This is a genomic window from Prevotella micans F0438 (assembly GCF_000243035.1).
Lineage (GTDB): Bacteria > Bacteroidota > Bacteroidia > Bacteroidales > Bacteroidaceae > Prevotella > Prevotella micans.
On record NZ_JH594521.1, the window covers coordinates 667,726 to 684,773 of the forward strand.

The window sequence follows — 17,048 nt, forward strand, 5'->3', positions numbered from 1 at the left end:
TATGAATATTAGAAAAATAATCGTCACCCTAGCTTTCTGTTCTCTCATAGTAGTTGCTTTGAGCAGTTGCTTTGGCGGCAAGGCCTCTGTGTCTGGTCACGGCGGCGAAGTGACTGGTGTTGGCGGAGGTCGTCCTTTCCGTGAGCCAACTCCTTACGGTATGACGCTGGTTAAGCGAGGATGGCTGAAGATGGGAATAGAGAAACAAGACAGTCTCTGGGGTAAACGAACTCCAGTAAAAGACATATCGGTGGACGGTTTCTGGATGGATGAAACAGAAGTGACGAACTCTGAATACAAACAATTTATTGAATGGGTACGCGATTCAATACTCCGTACTCGATTGGCCGATCCTTCATACGGTGGAGATGAATCATATATGATTACCGAAAATAAAAACGGTGATCCGATAACTCCGCATCTCAATTGGAACAAACGTCTGCCTCGCAAACCCAATGAGGATGAACAGCGCGCAATAGAAAGTCTTTATGTAACCAATCCGGTTACGGGCGAGCGCAGTCTTGATGCAAAGCAACTGAATTATCGCTATGAAATTTATGATTACACAACGGCCGCTCTGCGAAGGAATCGTTTGAATCCAAGTGAGCGTAATCTCAACACAGACATAGCTGTGAATCCGAACGAGGTTGTAATGATTTCTAAGGATACCGCATATATTGACGACGAAGGAAACATTCACAACGAAACTATAAATCGTCCGCTATCTGGTCCGTGGGATTTTTTGAACACCTATATAGTAAATGTTTATCCTGATACTACCTGTTGGGTGAATGACTTCCGCAATTCGGACAATGAAATCTATCTTCGAAATTATTTTAGCAATTCAACTTATAATAATCATCCTGTAGTAGGTGTGACATGGGAACAGGCTAATGCTTTTTGCGCATGGCGTACCGATTATTTATTGAAAGGATTGGGACGGGAAGCGCGTTTTGTTCAACGCTATCGTTTGCCTACCGAAGCGGAATGGGAATATGCTGCTCGCGGTAGAAATCAAGACGAATTCCCTTGGGAGAATGAAAACGTGAAGAACGGCAATGGTTGCTTCTATGCCAACTTCAAGCCGGCACGTGGAAATTATACAAAAGACGGTAATCTGATAACAAGTAAAGTTGCAATTTATGGTGCAAATTCAAACGGACTTTTCGATATGGCTGGTAATGTAGCCGAATGGACAAGTACAATTTATACCGAAGCCGGAGTTGATGCAATGAACGATCTTAATCCGCAATTAGAATATAAAGCAGCTAAAGAAGACCCCTATAGACTCAAGAAAAAAAGTATACGCGGAGGAAGTTGGAAAGATCCAGAGAACTACATCCGTAGCGCTTGGCGAACTTGGGAATATCAGAATCAACCGCGAAGCTATATTGGATTCCGTTGTGTGCGTAGTTTGGCGAGCTCGTCGAGCGAAGCTGCAAAAGAAATAAAGAAGAGTAGTAAAAAGAGGAAATAGATAATGACACAGTATAGTAAAATAAACTTCATCTACCGTCTACAAAAATGGATGGACAGTGTACCCGGACAAACATTTCTTACCTATGGCTACAGCTGGGGGGCATCGGTTGTAATCTTAGGTGCTTTGTTCAAGCTTACTCATCTGCCGGGTGCTAATATCATGCTTTATTTCGGTATGGGTACTGAGGTGATTGTGTTCTTCCTTTCGGCTTTCGATCGTCCGTTCGATAAAACCGATGATGGAAAGGAAATACCGACGCACGTAAATATTGAGAGAGATTCTTCTCCAGTTATTAAGAGACCTGCTAAACAAGTTCGAACAGTTGTGGAAAAGAATGAGGTTGCTTTTGAAAAAGAAAATATAGCTCGGCAAGTGCCCACTCAAATAATGCTTTCGGCCGATGAAATAGCAGCCGCTGTTGTTGATCAACAGAGTAAAGTTATAATTGACGCAAAGCAGCAAACTCCCGAAATGGTCGAAGCTCAAACCAATTATGTTGACGCACTGAAAAATCTCACAGAAATGCTTGGCAAAGTGAACGATCAAAGTCAACGTTTGGCTCGCGACAGTGAAGAAATGGAGAATCTGAATCGTACTCTCACTGGTATAGTCAAGGTTTATGAGATGCAGCTAAAAGGAGCAAGTCAGCAAATTGGAACTATTGACCAGATAAACGAGCAGACCCGTAAGATGGCCGGACAGATTGAGCAACTCAACAAGATTTATGCACGTATGATTGAAGCCATGACAGTAAACATGCGTGCCACGGCTCCAGTAGCTCCACAACAGCCAAATATAGAATAATAGAAGATGGCGATCATAAAGAGAAAGATTTCCCCTCGCCAGAAGATGATCAATCTTATGTATGTCGTTCTAATGGCTATGTTGGCATTGAACATTTCTACTGAGGTGCTCAATGGTTTCTCTATTGTTGAGGAGAGTCTTAATCGAACGACAAGAAACTCATCTAAAGAGAACGAAGCTATATTCGACGAACTCGAAAAAATGATGCAGAAGAATCCACAGAAGGTGAAGGAGTGGTTCATAATGGCATCAACGGTACGTCAAATGAGTGATTCTCTCTATAATTATGCGCAAGACCTAAAACTTCGCATAGTGAAAGAGTCAGATGGTACTAAGGGCGATCCCTTCAATATCAAGAATAAGGACGATCTCGAGGCAGCCAGTTATGTCATGTTAAGTCCTGGTACAGGTGAAGGAGGTAAACTCTACAAAGCAATAAATCGCTATCGTGTTAGGATTTTGAAATTTGTTAGCGACCCTGTACAGCGCAGTATAATTGCAAGCAATCTGTCCACCGAAGTCCCTAATAGTTCCATGGGAAAGAATTGGCAAGAATATATGTTTGAAGACATGCCTACCGCTGCTGCTGTGACTTTGCTTTCGAAACTACAGAGCGATGTGCGATATGCCGAGGGTGAGGTGCTTCACTCACTGGTTGCTAACGTTGGTTTGAAAGACATCCGTGTAAACAAGTTGCAGGCATTCGTCGTTCCGAGTCAAACTCGACTTTATCCCGGTGAAATAATGACAGCGCAAATGTTCATAGGAGCTGTTGATTCAACACAACAACCCCAAGTTTATGTAAACGGGCAGCTTATACGAGGCAACAAAATAACCATCAAAGCTGGTACGCCAGGAAAGCATACGTTGAATGGATATATCTTGATAAAAGATTTATCGGGCAATGTTTTGAGACGTAATTTTTCGCAAGACTATTGGGTAACCGGTGGTCCACAACCGAAACACTACATCAGTCCCGATGGAATGCAGAAAAAGCCTCCATTCGATGGTATGGCAACTATTGCAGCCGACTTGATGAATGTTCTTTATGCCGGTTTTGATAATCCGATAACTATTAGTATTCCCAACACTTCACAAGGCGATGTTCAGGCAACGATGTCGGGAGGCTCGCTAGTTTCGCGCGGAGGTGGTCATTTTATTGCTCGACCATCGGCAGTGGGACAGCCTGTTACGATAGCGGTGTCGGCCAAGGGACGTAAAGTGGGCGAATATAAATTCCGTGTAAGGAAACTACCAGACCCATCGCCATATATCGCTATGGGAGGCGACAGATTTAAGAGTGGTGCACTCTCTAAAGGTGCTCTTATGTCAGCCCCGGGAATACATGCAGCTATCGACGATGGTTTGCTAGACATTCCTTTCACTGTGACGAGCTTCCGCGCCGTATTCTTTGATAACATGGGTAATGCTGTACCGATGGCAAGTAACGGCTCCAATTTCTCGGCGCAACAAAAGGAACAATTTCGCCATTTAAGTAGGAACAAACGATTCTATATAACAAATGTGGTTGTACATGGTCCAGACGGAACAACCCGAACTCTCAACGGGCGTAACATGGAGGTAATTGTGCAATAACATGAAGTATCAGCCCAAAACAAATATTCCGAACATGAAACGTTACTTATTCATATTATTCCTTGGCCTCGTAGCCGTTACCATTTCAGCGCAGCCTGCGCAACGACGAAATCAACCCCAGCGGCAATCTCCTAACAACACTATTTCAACGCGAGCCCAAATTTCATTCCCCACCGTAGCTCCGATGCGTGAAGACGTGGTTTGGCGACGCGACATATATCGTGAACTCAAACTCACTGACGATGCCAATGCAGGACTCTATTATCCAGTTGAGCCCATAGGTTCACAGATGAATCTCTTTACCTACATTTTTACGCTGGTTATGAACGGTCCGCTACGTGGAGGAATTTCAGCTTATCAATATCGAATGGATGGCAATGAAGTGTTTGATGATTCGGCAAAAGTGAAGATGCTTGACTTCCTTGACAATTATCACATCTACTACGAACGAACAGGAAAAGGAATTCGCCTCGACAAAAGCGATATACCGTCGGCTGAAGTGAAGGGTTATTATTTGAAGGAAAGTGCCTACTACGATCAAGGTACAGCGACTTTTCATCGGAAAGTAATAGCTCTTTGTCCAATCATGTACAGAAGCGATGACTTCGGCGACGGTGAAGTGAAATATCCTCTCTTCTGGGTGAAATATGACGACCTTGCGCCATTTCTCGCCAAGCAAGTCATCATGACAAGCAACCTCAACAATGCAGCAACAATGAGTGGTGACGACTATTTTACCATGAATCAATATAAAGGTAAGATCTATAAGACAACTAACATGCTTGGCCGAACACTTGCACAATATTGTCCAACCGATTCTGCAATGGCAGCTGAGCAAAAAAGAATAGAAAACGAACTCATTGAATTCGAGAAAAATATCTTTGGAAACGAAGCTCGTCCCGACACGACAAACAACATCGACAGCGTCCAAAAAGCAAATGCTCGAATGCCGCGGCAACGCAACCGACGTGTACGACGGACAGAATCCTCGGAAACAACAGTAAGAGCTCCGAAACGCTCGCGAAATTCAGCAACATCGGCAAGCAGTTCCTCGGCACGTATCAGTGTTAGACGCCAACGCCATTAATACAAGATATGAGAGTTAATAGATAATTTAAAGTTTAACCACGATATCGCCTCTTTAAAGAACAATTGGAGGCGGTGTCACAAATCGATTTAAACATGAAAAAAAAGTTTTTATCAATCGCGCTCCTAGCATCAGCTATGATGATTCCAAACACAGCTACAGCGCAACAGAATCTTCACTTCGGAGTGAAAGCCGGACTTAATGTTACCGACATGAAATTAGATACCGATGTGTTCAAAAAGTCTAATCAAATCGGATGGTTCTTCGGTCCGACAGTAAAACTAACCTTACCAATCGTTGGTCTTGGAGTAGATGGTTCCATACTTTACGACCATCGCGCAGCTAAAGTAACAACCGAAGGAGAAAGTAAGGATATCAAGCAAGACAAGATTGCTATTCCAATCAACGCTCGCTATTCCATTGGGTTGGGCAGTTCGCTAAATGTACTCCTATATGCTGGTCCGCAGTGGGGAATCAACGTTGGGGACAAGGATTTCAAATGGAAAGACAAGCGTAGCTACTCGCTCAATAAAAGCAGTTTCAGCGTTAACATAGGCGCTGGCGTAACTCTTGTCGAGCATTTGCAAATAACGGCGAACTACAATATCGTACTCGGTAAATCAGCCGACGTAACCTTTGAAGAGGCAAGTAAAATTTTACATAAAGACAGCCGTAACAACTCTTGGCAGATAGGTGTAGCCTATTTCTTCTAGCCTTCGTATAAAAGACTCTCAAACTAAAAGGGCGTTTCCTCCGATGCGAGGAAGCGCCCTTTACATTAACTCGAGTTTTATTTATTCCTCAGTATGTTTGTTCGGGAGTATGAGATTTAGAATTACGCCGACGACTGCTGACAAGCCGATTCCGCTTATCGCGAAACTGCCCCAACTCAGAATGGCGCCTCCGATGCCCATCGTAAGGGTAACGGAAATGATGATGGTGTTGCGAGTTATGTTGAGATTAACCTTGTGTTGCACTAAGTTTTGTATGCCAACAGAGGCAATCGTTCCGAAAAGCAATAGCATTATTCCGCCCAGTACGGCCGACGGGATGCTCTGCAACAATGCGCTAAGCTTTCCAATCACGGAGAATATCACTGCCGTCAGAGCCGAGATTCTGATAACCTGCGGATGAGTCACTTTCGTTATGCTCATCGCTCCGGTTACTTCGCTATAGGTGGTTACAGGAGGGCCACCGAATAAGCTGGCAGCTAGACAAGCTAATCCATCGCCCAACATGGTACGATGTAAGCCGGGGTCTTTCACGAAATCTTTTTCGGCCACTGCACTAACTACGTAAACATCTCCGATGTGCTCAATAACCGGTGCAATTGCAACTGGAATCATATAGAAAAACGGCTCCCAAGCAAATTGCGGCAAATGAAATTCGGCCAATGCCTTAGGCAACGCAATCCATGGTGCGGCAGCCACGGGCTCAAAGTCGACTAATCCCATGCATATAGCCACGATATATCCCGCTACTATTCCGCAAACAACAGGAACGAGCTTGATTAGTCCACGTCCAAGCGACAGCACGATGATAGCGACAATTAGGGAGATGAAGGCTAATAGCCAGTTTGTTTTGGCCATGTCGACGGCCGCAGTAGAGAGTGATAGACCGATGAGAATAATCACCGGACCAATAACTACCGGCGGGAATAGCTTGTTGAGCAGTTTGCGTCCTTGCCATTTGATGAGTGCCGACATGAGAAAATATACTACTGCCACACCGATTATCCCGGCTAGCGTACCGGGCATTCCCCACTGTTTAGAGGCTGCGATGATTGGTGCGATGAATGCGAACGATGAGCCTAAAAAAATAGGAACCTTTCCTTTCGTGACTAGATGAAAGATGAAGGTTCCTATTCCGGCTGTGAATAACGCTGTTGCAGGGTCGAGCCCCACGAGCAGCGGAACTAGAACAGTTGAACCGAAGGCAACGAAGAGAAACTGTATGCCTACGATGGTTCTGCGAAAAGGACTTAGTTGTGTTTGATTCATTGTTATGTTGAAGTTTAAATTACATGCAAAAGTAATGTAGATGTGAATAATAATGCTGGCTCGGCATCGGAGAAATGGTAGTAACGGAAGTCGACGGAGTTCTTCAATCTTGTATCAACCTTTCTATGCCTGTAGGTGCAATACATTTTATAGTGGTCTTGAAAGCGATTTCAGGAAACGAGAAAAAAAGGCTGGCAACAAAGAATTATTGTTGCCAGCCTTACTAATTAAAAATATGATTTGAGATTCTATCTTCGGGGAGATGAGAAGTTATGAAGGATTCTCATTTCGGGAAGTTTATGCAGCTTAGTGTTCTTTCCACTGAAAATTCGGCTAGCGGCAGATGATATACTGCGACTTACGCCATCGGCTGGTTTGATGTAGCTCGAACGAACGAGCTCGAAATCATCGTATTCATAAAGATTCTGTGTGTTACTTGTCATTCGACCTTTGAAGTTCTTATCCTCTAAAACAATCAGGTCTTTATAGAAAATCACCATTTCAACACCTTTACCTTGTCCGAGCTGGGCATCGTCGAAATCAAAGATAATGTTTCCGCGGTTGTCTATTTCCCAATTGAATCTATTTTGATTGTCGGCACTTCCGTCGGACATATTGGTTCTCTTTTCCTCTCCTCGTCCGTAGGTTCCTCCAGTTTGTGCCAGGTCGAAATCGAGCTCTTCGTCGGCTGCTGTTTGCGAGTATTGGTCGTTCGGATTATTCTTGAAGTTCATCTTGATATTGCCTCGCCATGCTGCCCCCGAGAGTATGGCCGCCATCCGGGTTTTCGACCGCTGAATATCTTTCAACGCTTCCTGCCAGAAATAAACAAAATCATTTTCTATCGCGTATTCGTAATTCTTAAAGAACCATTGCCGGGCTTCGGCCTGGTCGGTTCCGAAAGTTCCGAACCCGCTATTGTTATCGAAATAAGCATCGAGCACTTTGTCGATGTTTAGAATATCGTTTACGATTCTCTGGGCGAATTCCTGATAGTCGGCCTCGTTGGCATCTCTGAAGTTCGCGAAGAACCAGTTTCTTGTCGACACCTCATCGGTTCCGAAAGCACCGAACTGCTTGAAATATTCGTTACGTGCAAGTTGGTATTTTACAAAAGCTTTTCTCCAGGGGGCGTTTTCGCCGTCGCATGAGCTGAACATTAGCGGTAAAATTATCAGCGCGCTTGTCATTAATAGGGTTGCTAATTTTTTCATAATAATCATTGTTATTTTGTTTTTGGCAAAAGTAGCCATATTCAGCCTCGAGGCAAAATAATGGTTGCTATAATAGAAATAGGGAAAGTCCTGATATAAGCACTATTAATTGTGAACATCTCGCTACTTTTGCAGCAATCCGGAACGTCCCGGGGATTTATTTTATAATTGAAGAAAAAGAAATAGAGATGAAAACAGTTTATGATTTCACCGTAAAGGACAGAAAAGGAAAGGAAATTTCGTTGAAGGAGTTTTCTAACGAAGTTCTTCTGATTGTCAACACTGCCACAAAGTGCGGCTTTACGCCCACCTATGATGAATTAGAAGCCACCTACAAGAAGTATCATTCGCAGGGATTCGAGATTCTGGATTTTCCTTGCAACCAGTTTGGTCAGCAGGCTCCGGGCACCGACGAAAGCATTCACGAATTTTGTAAGCTCAACTTCGGTACCGATTTCCCACGTTTCAAGAAAATCAAGGTGAATGGCGAGGATGCCGACCCGCTTTACAAGTTCTTGAAAAGCCAGAAGGGATTTGCAGGATGGGATGAGTCTCACAAACTTTATCCGGTGCTCGACAAGATGCTATCGGAGGCCGACCCGAACTACAAGGAAAATTCGGAGATTAAGTGGAACTTCACAAAGTTCCTCGTGAATAAAAAAGGACAAGTTGTTGCTCGCTTCGAACCGACGGAGAAAATTGAGCACATTCATGCTCAAATTGAGGAGTTATTGAAGCAATAAGAATATTCGTTTTATATTTCTAGTTGAGTCCGGCATTTTTTTAAATGTCGGTTTTTTATTGTTCTTCGCTCTAGAGCGAAAGCGTGAAAATCAAAAAAACGAGGCTTCTCTCCGGAGCGAAACTATGAAAATTGAAAAAACAGGTCTTCGCTCTAGAGCGAAAGCTTGAAAATCAAAAAAGCGAGGCTTCCCCCCGGAGCGAAACGATGAAAATTGAAAAAACAGGTCTTCGCTCTGGAGCGAAAGCTTGAAAATCAAAAAAGCGAGGCTTCCCTCCGGAGCATAGTCAGTCATTAAGAATTAAGGGAAACAGAGGGAAATGTAAGGAATGTAACTATTTGAAATATCATCATTTAGCATTTTCTTGCTGTTTTGAGGGTAAGCGAAAACGAGCATCAAACGGCATGAGTTCAGTTACCAAATTGTAACCCATCAAGGAAAAAGCAAAAAGGGGTTATGAATTGAATTTAAACAACTGTGTCATAGGTTTTTATTCCTCATCTTTCATTTTTCTGCATCGCTCAGGAATACTTGTTCGTATGTACCTTTGCAAGCAAAGGAAATTTAGAAAAACGACAGAAAAATGAAAGAAAACAAACTGAAAGTATCGTTCTTCGTTCAGGCGAAACGAACCGACAAGAGAGGACTTGTGCCTATCATCGGGCGCATCTCCGTAGGCAGAACCCATTCGGGCTTCTCCACTAAGTGCAAGACTCCACTTGCTCTTTGGGACAGCCGCAAGCAACGGCTCATCGGCAAGAGTGCAATGGCAGTGTCCGTCAATCAGAAACTCGGAGAATGCACCGCACTCATCCACGCACGCTTTCACGAACTCAGTGAAAGGGAAGAATCTTTTACCGCTACCGATGTGAGGGATGCCTATCAGGGTCAAATTCACCGCCAAGCCCTGCTCTTGGAGAGTTTCGGGGACTATCTCACACAGACAAAGGAGCGCATAGGCATCGACCGAGCCTTGAAGACATTCAAACTCCGTACCTACCAGCTTTCCCTGCTCCGTGAGTATGTACAAAAGAAACACAAGGTAAGCGACATTCCCCTTTCGCAGTTGGACAAACCCTTTATCGAGGGCTTCGAGTATTTTCTTACCATCGACCGTAAACTGAAGCGGAGCAGCGTATCAAGTGCCTTGTCCACCTTGCAGACCATCGTCCGCATGGCGGTGAAGAAAGGTATGCTGGACTTCTATCCGTTCTTAGGCTACAGTTACGAGCGACCAAAGGGCGAACCGAGAAGCATTACGCAGGAAGAACTTGAGCGCATCATCGACTTGGAGATTGAGTGGGAGAACTACCGTGTTGTCCGTGATTTGTTCGTCTTCTCCTGCTTTTCTGGCTTGGCAATCTCCGATGTCCGTAATCTTCGGGAAGAGAACATCGTCTTGGAAGAGGGCGAACTCTGCATAAAAGGCAGACGGATGAAGACCAAGACTCCGTACCGTGTGCAAGTTCTTCCCCCTGCTTGGGCGATAATGGAGCGGTACAGAGGAAAGCGTGCAGGTTTTGTCTTTGACGTGCCGACTACCGACATTATTCTCAATGGCATGCACCACATACAGAGAAACATCGGTATGGAAGCTCCGCTGACTTTTCATATGGCAAGACACACCTTTGCTTCGCTTATCACACTCTCGGCAGGTGTACCAATTGAAACGGTGAGCAGTATGCTCGGACACACCAACCTGAGAACGACACAAGTCTATGCTGCGGTTTCCTCCGAGAGAATCCATCGGGACATGCAGAAAGTGCAGCAGCGAATACAAGATACATTCACCTTAAAACTTTGACATCATGGCACGAAGTACATTCAAGACACTCTTTTATATCAACCGTTCCAAAGAGAAAAAGAACGGCAAATGCCCGATTATGGGACGCATCACCATAGACGGTGAGCAGGTGCAATACAGCACGGGCAAGGAAATCGCTCCCGAACTTTGGGACAGTCGTAAAGGACGATGCAAAGGAACAGGCGAAGAGACAAAGGAAATCAACCGCTATTTGCAAACCAAAGAGGAACAAACCAAAGCGAAGTATCAAGAGTTGGTCTGGCAGCGTGGCTATATCACTGCCGAACTCCTCAAGCGTGAACTTATGGAAGAAGACAAGCCCAAAGGCTTTCTTCTGGAGGAAGCACGACTTTTCATAGAGGAAAAGCGTCCTTGCGTAGGAATAACGGTAGCCAAACCTACCTTTGCCAACTACATCTATGCTACACAGCTCATAGAGTCTTATCTGCGTGAACGTTTAGGACAGGAGGATATTCGCTACTCTCTGTTGGACTACGGTTTTATCGAGGGGATGGACTTCTACCTCAAATCAGAGCGCAACCTATCCCTTGCCACCATTCATATAGCGGTCATCTTCCTGCGTAAACTCATCGGCATCGGTCAGCAGAAGAAATATATCCGCATCGATCCGTTTGCGGACTACAAGGCAGAACTGCCACACCGCACAAGGCGTTATCTCACAACGGAAGAATTACAACGGGTATTGCAAACACCCATCATTGACAGGCAGTTTGAGCGAGCTAGACAACTCTTCCTTTTCTGCACCTTTACAGGATTGGCTCGTGTGGATATGCAACGGCTCAAGCCGAAGCACATCATCCGCAATGCTGACGGCACGGAGGAAATCCGTATCAAAAGGCAGAAGACGGACGTGGAAGCCATTATCCCACTTCTTCCTATTGCCAAGCAAATCCTTTCGCTCTATATCAAGGACAAAGAAGCAGACGAATTGATATTCCCCAATCTCACAACAAGGAAAGCATCCTTTGCGTGTGTGAACATCGGTCAGATATGCCGGATAGAGAAAGGCTTGACCTTCCACATGGCTCGCCACACATTCTCGACCACGATTTGCCTCTCCAACGGCATCACGATGGAAACGCTCAGCAAGATGCTCGGGCACAGCAATATCGGCACGACACAAATCTACGGAAAGATAACTGACCACAAGATACATGAGGATATGACTGCACTCACTGACAGAGAGCATTCTGTATTTGAAAGTTATTGCAAGTCGATAGCACGGCAGAGTGCTGTGAAGCAACAAGCTTAAAAAAAGTGGTCAAATATTTATTATTCACGATTGAACCCCAAATGATTATGAAACAGAACAACAAACAGGAACTTTCTTACTTTCGATTGAAATTAAGAAGTTATATGGGTGAGCATCACCCTGAGAGATTGCAAGACACGGAGTTTATCACCGCACGAGCAGATTTGGCTCTCACAGCTTACTGTGATGCCGTAGCGCAAGGTTTTACGCACCCCGAAGCGGAGAGCATGGCAAGCGAAGTCTTGTATCAGGGCTTGCACTTTTCCAAGTATGACACGCTTATATCCGTGTTGGAGAACGAGTTTGAGAGGGAACTGCCTGCACCACTCCCTGAGAAACTCGCACCCATACTGTTGTCGAACAAGGCTATTCAAGCCACATTCGACAAGTTCGGTTTGACGGACGAATTTGCCGCGATCGAGCAATATGTCCGTCTTTACACCGAACTCACAGGCACGATAGTGCTGATCATGGAGAGCAACAATCTGGCGACTGTCGGCCAAGCAGACGGATAAAGCCAACGCTTATTCTTTGCAAACAGCCTTACGCAAAGCCCCTGAAGCCGTAATCGGTCGGGCAAAGGTATGGCAGTTGTCTTGATTGCTCGCAAGGTCAAGCCCTGCGGATGGAGCAAAAAATCTCCACCGCAGGGCTTTTTCCCTATGCTTTGATACAATCATATTTGCCAAAATCCAATCTTTCGGCGGTCGTATTTTTCGCTCCAACCTTGCAGCAATAAGCTAACTGCCCAAAAGAAATGCCCGACGAATACGGCATACTCAGGCTCTTTGGACGCAAGCGACAGAACAAATATCCGGTCTATCAATCGTACGGACGATTTTTCAATCTCTTTGCGGTTCGGTAGATAATTCTCACATTCGTTCAATAGGTCTATCGTTCGGACAATCTATTTCTCGAACTCTCGAACGTTCGATATGTCGAATAATCGAACGTTCGAGAGTTACCTGCTTATATATTCGCAAAAACGGTACGAACCGGCACCTCTTCTCATTACCGCAATCTCTTGTATCTTCCCATCATTTTCGTCTTTGACTTCCTTTGCTTTCCCTCTATTTCCCTGCTTTTCTCCATCCCTTTTTTCTATGCTGTCATAGACTTACCTTTGCACACGACAATAACGGCAACAGATTGTATATGAGCTTGTTTGCCGAGTAACAACAACGTAATCAAAACAAAATGAATGCAATGAAACTTATCATCATCGACTGCAAGGCATGGGAGCGGCACTGCTCTGACTTCGCAAACTTTATCCACCGTATCGAACAGCTTATCGGCAATCCGCCCGAAACGGAAGAATGGCTCGACAACGAAGCCGTATGCCGCAGGCTCGGTATCAGCAAGCGCACCCTGCAATCCTATCGCGATACGGGTAAAATACCCTTCTCCATCATTGGGCACAAGTGCTATTACAAGGAGAGCGACGTCACGGAGTTATTGAACACAGGAAATGAATGAACTCAAACACTGAATGAATTATGGCAGAGAACGAAATCATTACACAGAAAGACCCTCAGATGCAGATGTTTGCACAGTTGATGGAGGGTACATTGAAGAAATTGGATCGTTATTGCGCAACGGCTCGCCCGATGTTGGGCGGAGAAGTTTATCTTACAGGCGAAGAAGTTTGTAAACTCTTACGGCTGGGTACCCGTACACTTCAGGACTATCGGGACAATGGTACGATTGCCTACTGTAAAATCGGCGGCAAGATACTCTATAGGCAGAGCGACATACAAGCCATGCTCGAAAGACATTATTACCCAATACCCAAGAAGCCATGCCGACCATAGATGAAAAGAGAAAAGCCGTTTTAGAGCAAGCCATCAGAGATATGGGAAATTATGGCGTAAAACTCCGCAAGCCCGAGGAATTGCCCGATTTTGACCAGCCCATAGATTATGAGGAGGAGAAGAAAAGATTTGAGCCTGTTCAAGTGGAGGATATGGAAGAGAGGGAGGGCCACGAGGAGATTTCTCAAACATCATATCAAGAGACAGAGTTGTCTTCAACGGATAGGACTGTTTTTGCCGAAGAAACTCATCGGAGAGAAGGTAAATCTATTGTCAGGGAACGTTTAGCCGAGTTTCAAAGGAAATATCTCCAACCGCTTCATGTCAGCCACCGCAAAGCCGTATATGTATCTGAAGAAACTCAAAAGAGACTGAACTATGTGGTGCGGAAAATTGGCGAGCAGGGAGCGAGCATTTCGGGGTATGTGGAGCAGGTGCTTCAAGAACACCTTGACCAATACAAAAATGATGTAGAAACATGGCGGAAACTCTGAACTACTTCATTTACGGAACACAAGCCTATGCCGAGTTACCGCATTCACAGAATGCAGTAACACGGCGGGGCTTATCAACCTCTTTCTTGATATTGGCAAGGTGTGTCTTTGTAACACAAACCGCAGTTTGTACCACAAAGACCCTTACCCCGAAAGGGGTATTTAATCACTCCAAAGTCGTGATTAAAGAAACAGAAAAAATAGATGCCTATGAATAACGAAAAACCAAAGAAACGCATCTCTAAGAAGTGCGGCGATTTCCCTGACAAGTGGGAAGATTGGCACTTCCGTCTACCCGAAGAGAAAAACCAACTGAGAATTATTGACCTTTACAGGAAATCAGGCTGTCGCTCCAAATCTGAATTTGCACGGGCAAGGCTATTGGGAGAAAGCTTTAAGGTGATAACAGTGGATAAATCTGCAATAGAGTATTATCGTAAGCTCTCATCGCTTACAGATGAGGTACACAAGATTGGGGTAAACTACAATCAGTTGGTGCGCATCCTGTACACCACAGAGCGACTGCAGATTTTCGAATCCATTCTAAAAGAGATATGCTGCCTAACAAAAGAACTCCACGATCTGCAAAAGCAAGCCGTGGAGTTGACAAATGAATTTAGATGGCGATAATTGCGAATCCTATAGTACTAGATAGTAAAGAACTTTGTTTACTTGCTATGCCTCAAAACTATTTTTCTGCTTTATTTTGCCACTCATCAGCAAGATTTTCCCAGTTTATTTCTCTCGTTTTTTTACCAGTCCAAACATCCCAGTAATCAGGATCATTAGACTGTGGGCGTTGTTCATCACGCAATGTTCGCATTTTTACCATAATAGGCAACTCTGATGCCCAGCCTAACAACACTGCATATTGCGAGGGAAGCGATGGCATTTCACGGAGAATCCCCCTCATATTGTCTGGCAATAAACGATGAATTAGTTCTTGATCTCGGTCATTAGATATACGATGCAATAAGAAAGAATTGCATTGAGACAAGACAGTAGGAGATAATTCTGATGGTCTTTGTGATGACAAAACAAGCCCTAGTCCGAATTTTCGTCCCTCTCGGGCAATCTTTTCAAAAATTTTACAACATTGAATAGTTGGTCCTGTATTTTCTGTATCATCATTGTATCGCTTGATAAAATAGTGAGCTTCTTCCATAACCAAAACGGTCGGTAGACATTGCTTATTCAGTTTAAGGTAACGTTGTTGTGTTTCAAATATCATACGAGCTACAACTGCCGTAACGATACTCGTTACATCAGATGGAAGTAAAGACAAGTCAATTATTGTCAGCGATTCTTTATTATTAGCTCCTATATAGTTATCTAGCCAATCACTTAACTTGAGAGAATCATTATCAATGACTTTCTTGACGCGTACATCTGTCAGTAATGTTTTGATACGAGGCATTAGAGTCACGATATAATCTGTTGTTTTGAGTATTTCTGCATTAGCCTCTATGGAACGTACAAAATTATCACCAGTGAATGGGATAGGACTATCTTCATCTGTAGGCAAAAACTCTTCCTCCCGACCACCAGATTTAATATAGACATCCTTTAATCTGGCTATTAAATCATCTATTTCCTTTTTCGTGTAATCATAATGAGGAAATTTTCCTGACCTAGCATTTGTTAGTGTTTCAACTAGTTCTTGAAATGCTTGAATCGCCGTATTTAGTTCTTCTGAGTATTCTTGTGCACCTGTAATTCCACTTGCCCATTTTTCGACGGATTGATGAAAATTCTTTGGGAACGGAAATTTTCCCCAAGGGTTACCAGATGCTTTGTGGACCTCAATAGCATCAATAACAGTGCGAACATAGTTTGCCAGCTCTCGCTCTTGTGTCTGCCCTTCAAAAGCGTTTCCACTTCTTACCGACTTTAGTGCATGAACGATTGTCGTCCTGTGTGTTTTCGGAGAGGCTTTGGTGAATCCACACCACTCGTCAGTATTCCAAAACCACAGTGGAACTTCAAGTTGTTTTTCAGCCTCCCCTTCTACATTTACCGTGTAGATATTTGCATTAGGCTTATCCGCAAAGGCTTTGCTATACTCCCCATTCGGATCTAATACAATAAAGCGACTATTTACATCCCCTTCCATATCAACAAGTTGCTCTCTGGCACCTTCAATAGACCATCGTATCAAACCTGCTACAGAACAAGATTTTCCACTACCAGTATTTCCAAGCACAGCAAGATGACGTCCAAACAGACGATCAGGGTCAATCATCACCTTGGCATTACCGACTAACGGGCTGTTGCCAATATACACTCTTCGGTTATCTCCTGATTCGACAATAGAACGCAACTGTTCATCTGTGGGCAATATGACTATATCACCAACAGAAGGAAAGGACTCTAAGCCACGCTTAAATTTATAACCACCTTCGGAAGAACGAAGGGTACCCACAGGTTGAAGTTCCATTTTTCTTAGAGGAAAAGGCAAATCAATCAGCCCAAAGTCTTGAAAGCCTCTTCGTTTAGGATAAGGAGAACGTTGGATTGTAATCCATGACACTTGTCCGACTACAAAGCCAAGGTCAATAGGAATCATAACATAGCCATTGATGCGTGGAAAACTTCGAGGTGTACCTGTATTCAAAGCTACACTCTCTGGAGACTCTACATCAAGTTGTATTTCTATTCTATCTGGAGATATATATTCTACAGTTCCTATACGCAGTGAAGCAAGGTACTCAATGGGCGTTGTAGACATAAATATGTAATTAG

General features: G+C 44.1%; 16 protein-coding genes. 13 read left to right on the top strand and 3 right to left on the bottom strand.

Annotated elements, in window-relative coordinates:
• Position 1 precedes the first annotated feature (1 nt).
• The 5 genes from porK (at position 2) to HMPREF9140_RS02780 (ending at position 5,680) form a co-directional block, all read left to right on the top strand.
• Entirely contained in the window at positions 2-1,477 is a 1,476-nt protein-coding gene (gene porK, locus HMPREF9140_RS02760) for a T9SS ring complex lipoprotein PorK/GldK (protein WP_006951607.1), read from the top strand.
• Positions 1,478-1,480: 3 nt separating this feature from the next.
• Complete coding sequence (porL, locus tag HMPREF9140_RS02765; RefSeq protein WP_006951608.1) at positions 1,481-2,284, top strand: type IX secretion system motor protein PorL/GldL; 804 nt, start codon at positions 1,481-1,483, stop codon at positions 2,282-2,284.
• Positions 2,285-2,290: 6 nt separating this feature from the next.
• Positions 2,291-3,880, top strand: a complete 1,590-nt coding sequence (gene porM / locus HMPREF9140_RS02770; protein WP_006951609.1) for a type IX secretion system motor protein PorM/GldM — start codon at positions 2,291-2,293, stop codon at positions 3,878-3,880.
• A 34-nt stretch (positions 3,881-3,914) separates the two neighbouring features.
• Complete coding sequence (gene porN, locus HMPREF9140_RS02775; RefSeq protein ID WP_006951610.1) at positions 3,915-4,967, top strand: type IX secretion system ring subunit PorN/GldN; 1,053 nt, start codon at positions 3,915-3,917, stop codon at positions 4,965-4,967.
• A 95-nt stretch (positions 4,968-5,062) separates the two neighbouring features.
• Entirely contained in the window at positions 5,063-5,680 is a 618-nt protein-coding gene (locus HMPREF9140_RS02780) for a porin family protein (RefSeq protein ID WP_006951611.1), read from the top strand.
• A gap of 81 nt (positions 5,681-5,761) precedes the next feature.
• Here HMPREF9140_RS02780 and HMPREF9140_RS02785 read toward each other — a convergent pair whose 3' ends face one another.
• Both HMPREF9140_RS02785 and HMPREF9140_RS02790 read right to left on the bottom strand, forming a co-directional pair.
• Positions 5,762-6,967, bottom strand: a complete 1,206-nt coding sequence (locus HMPREF9140_RS02785) for a uracil-xanthine permease family protein (protein ID WP_006951612.1) — start codon at positions 6,965-6,967, stop codon at positions 5,762-5,764.
• Positions 6,968-7,215: 248 nt separating this feature from the next.
• Complete coding sequence (locus tag HMPREF9140_RS02790; RefSeq protein ID WP_006951613.1) at positions 7,216-8,181, bottom strand: hypothetical protein; 966 nt, start codon at positions 8,179-8,181, stop codon at positions 7,216-7,218.
• Between the two features lie 188 nt (positions 8,182-8,369).
• On the opposite strand from HMPREF9140_RS02790, the gene HMPREF9140_RS02795 reads away from it, so the two are divergent.
• From HMPREF9140_RS02795 to HMPREF9140_RS02835, 8 genes are all read left to right on the top strand, one after another.
• Positions 8,370-8,924, top strand: coding sequence for a glutathione peroxidase (locus tag HMPREF9140_RS02795; protein WP_006951614.1), 555 nt, complete (start codon positions 8,370-8,372; stop codon positions 8,922-8,924).
• Positions 8,925-9,507: 583 nt separating this feature from the next.
• The gene (locus HMPREF9140_RS02805) at positions 9,508-10,728 is read left to right on the top strand and encodes a site-specific integrase (RefSeq protein WP_006951615.1); all 1,221 of its coding nucleotides are present in this window, start codon (positions 9,508-9,510) and stop codon (positions 10,726-10,728) included.
• A 4-nt stretch (positions 10,729-10,732) separates the two neighbouring features.
• Positions 10,733-12,001, top strand: coding sequence for a site-specific integrase (locus tag HMPREF9140_RS02810; RefSeq protein WP_006951616.1), 1,269 nt, complete (start codon positions 10,733-10,735; stop codon positions 11,999-12,001).
• A gap of 41 nt (positions 12,002-12,042) precedes the next feature.
• On the top strand, positions 12,043-12,516 hold the full coding sequence (locus HMPREF9140_RS02815; protein WP_018571928.1) for a DUF1896 domain-containing protein: 474 nt from the start codon (positions 12,043-12,045) through the stop codon (positions 12,514-12,516).
• A gap of 691 nt (positions 12,517-13,207) precedes the next feature.
• On the top strand, positions 13,208-13,477 hold the full coding sequence (locus tag HMPREF9140_RS02820) for a helix-turn-helix domain-containing protein (protein ID WP_009347183.1): 270 nt from the start codon (positions 13,208-13,210) through the stop codon (positions 13,475-13,477).
• A 20-nt stretch (positions 13,478-13,497) separates the two neighbouring features.
• Entirely contained in the window at positions 13,498-13,812 is a 315-nt protein-coding gene (locus HMPREF9140_RS02825) for a helix-turn-helix domain-containing protein (protein WP_006951620.1), read from the top strand.
• Positions 13,800-14,306: a DUF3408 domain-containing protein gene (locus HMPREF9140_RS02830; RefSeq protein WP_006951621.1), complete on the top strand. Its 507-nt coding sequence runs from the start codon at positions 13,800-13,802 to the stop codon at positions 14,304-14,306. Before HMPREF9140_RS02825 ends, HMPREF9140_RS02830 begins: the two co-directional genes overlap by 13 nt.
• A 210-nt stretch (positions 14,307-14,516) precedes the next feature.
• On the top strand, positions 14,517-14,936 hold the full coding sequence (locus HMPREF9140_RS02835; RefSeq protein WP_025073330.1) for a plasmid mobilization protein: 420 nt from the start codon (positions 14,517-14,519) through the stop codon (positions 14,934-14,936).
• Between the two features lie 58 nt (positions 14,937-14,994).
• Here the strand turns inward: HMPREF9140_RS02835 and HMPREF9140_RS02840 are convergent, their stop codons facing one another.
• Complete coding sequence (locus HMPREF9140_RS02840) at positions 14,995-17,034, bottom strand: ATP-binding protein (RefSeq protein WP_006951624.1); 2,040 nt, start codon at positions 17,032-17,034, stop codon at positions 14,995-14,997.
• Between the last annotated feature and the right edge of the window lie 14 nt (positions 17,035-17,048).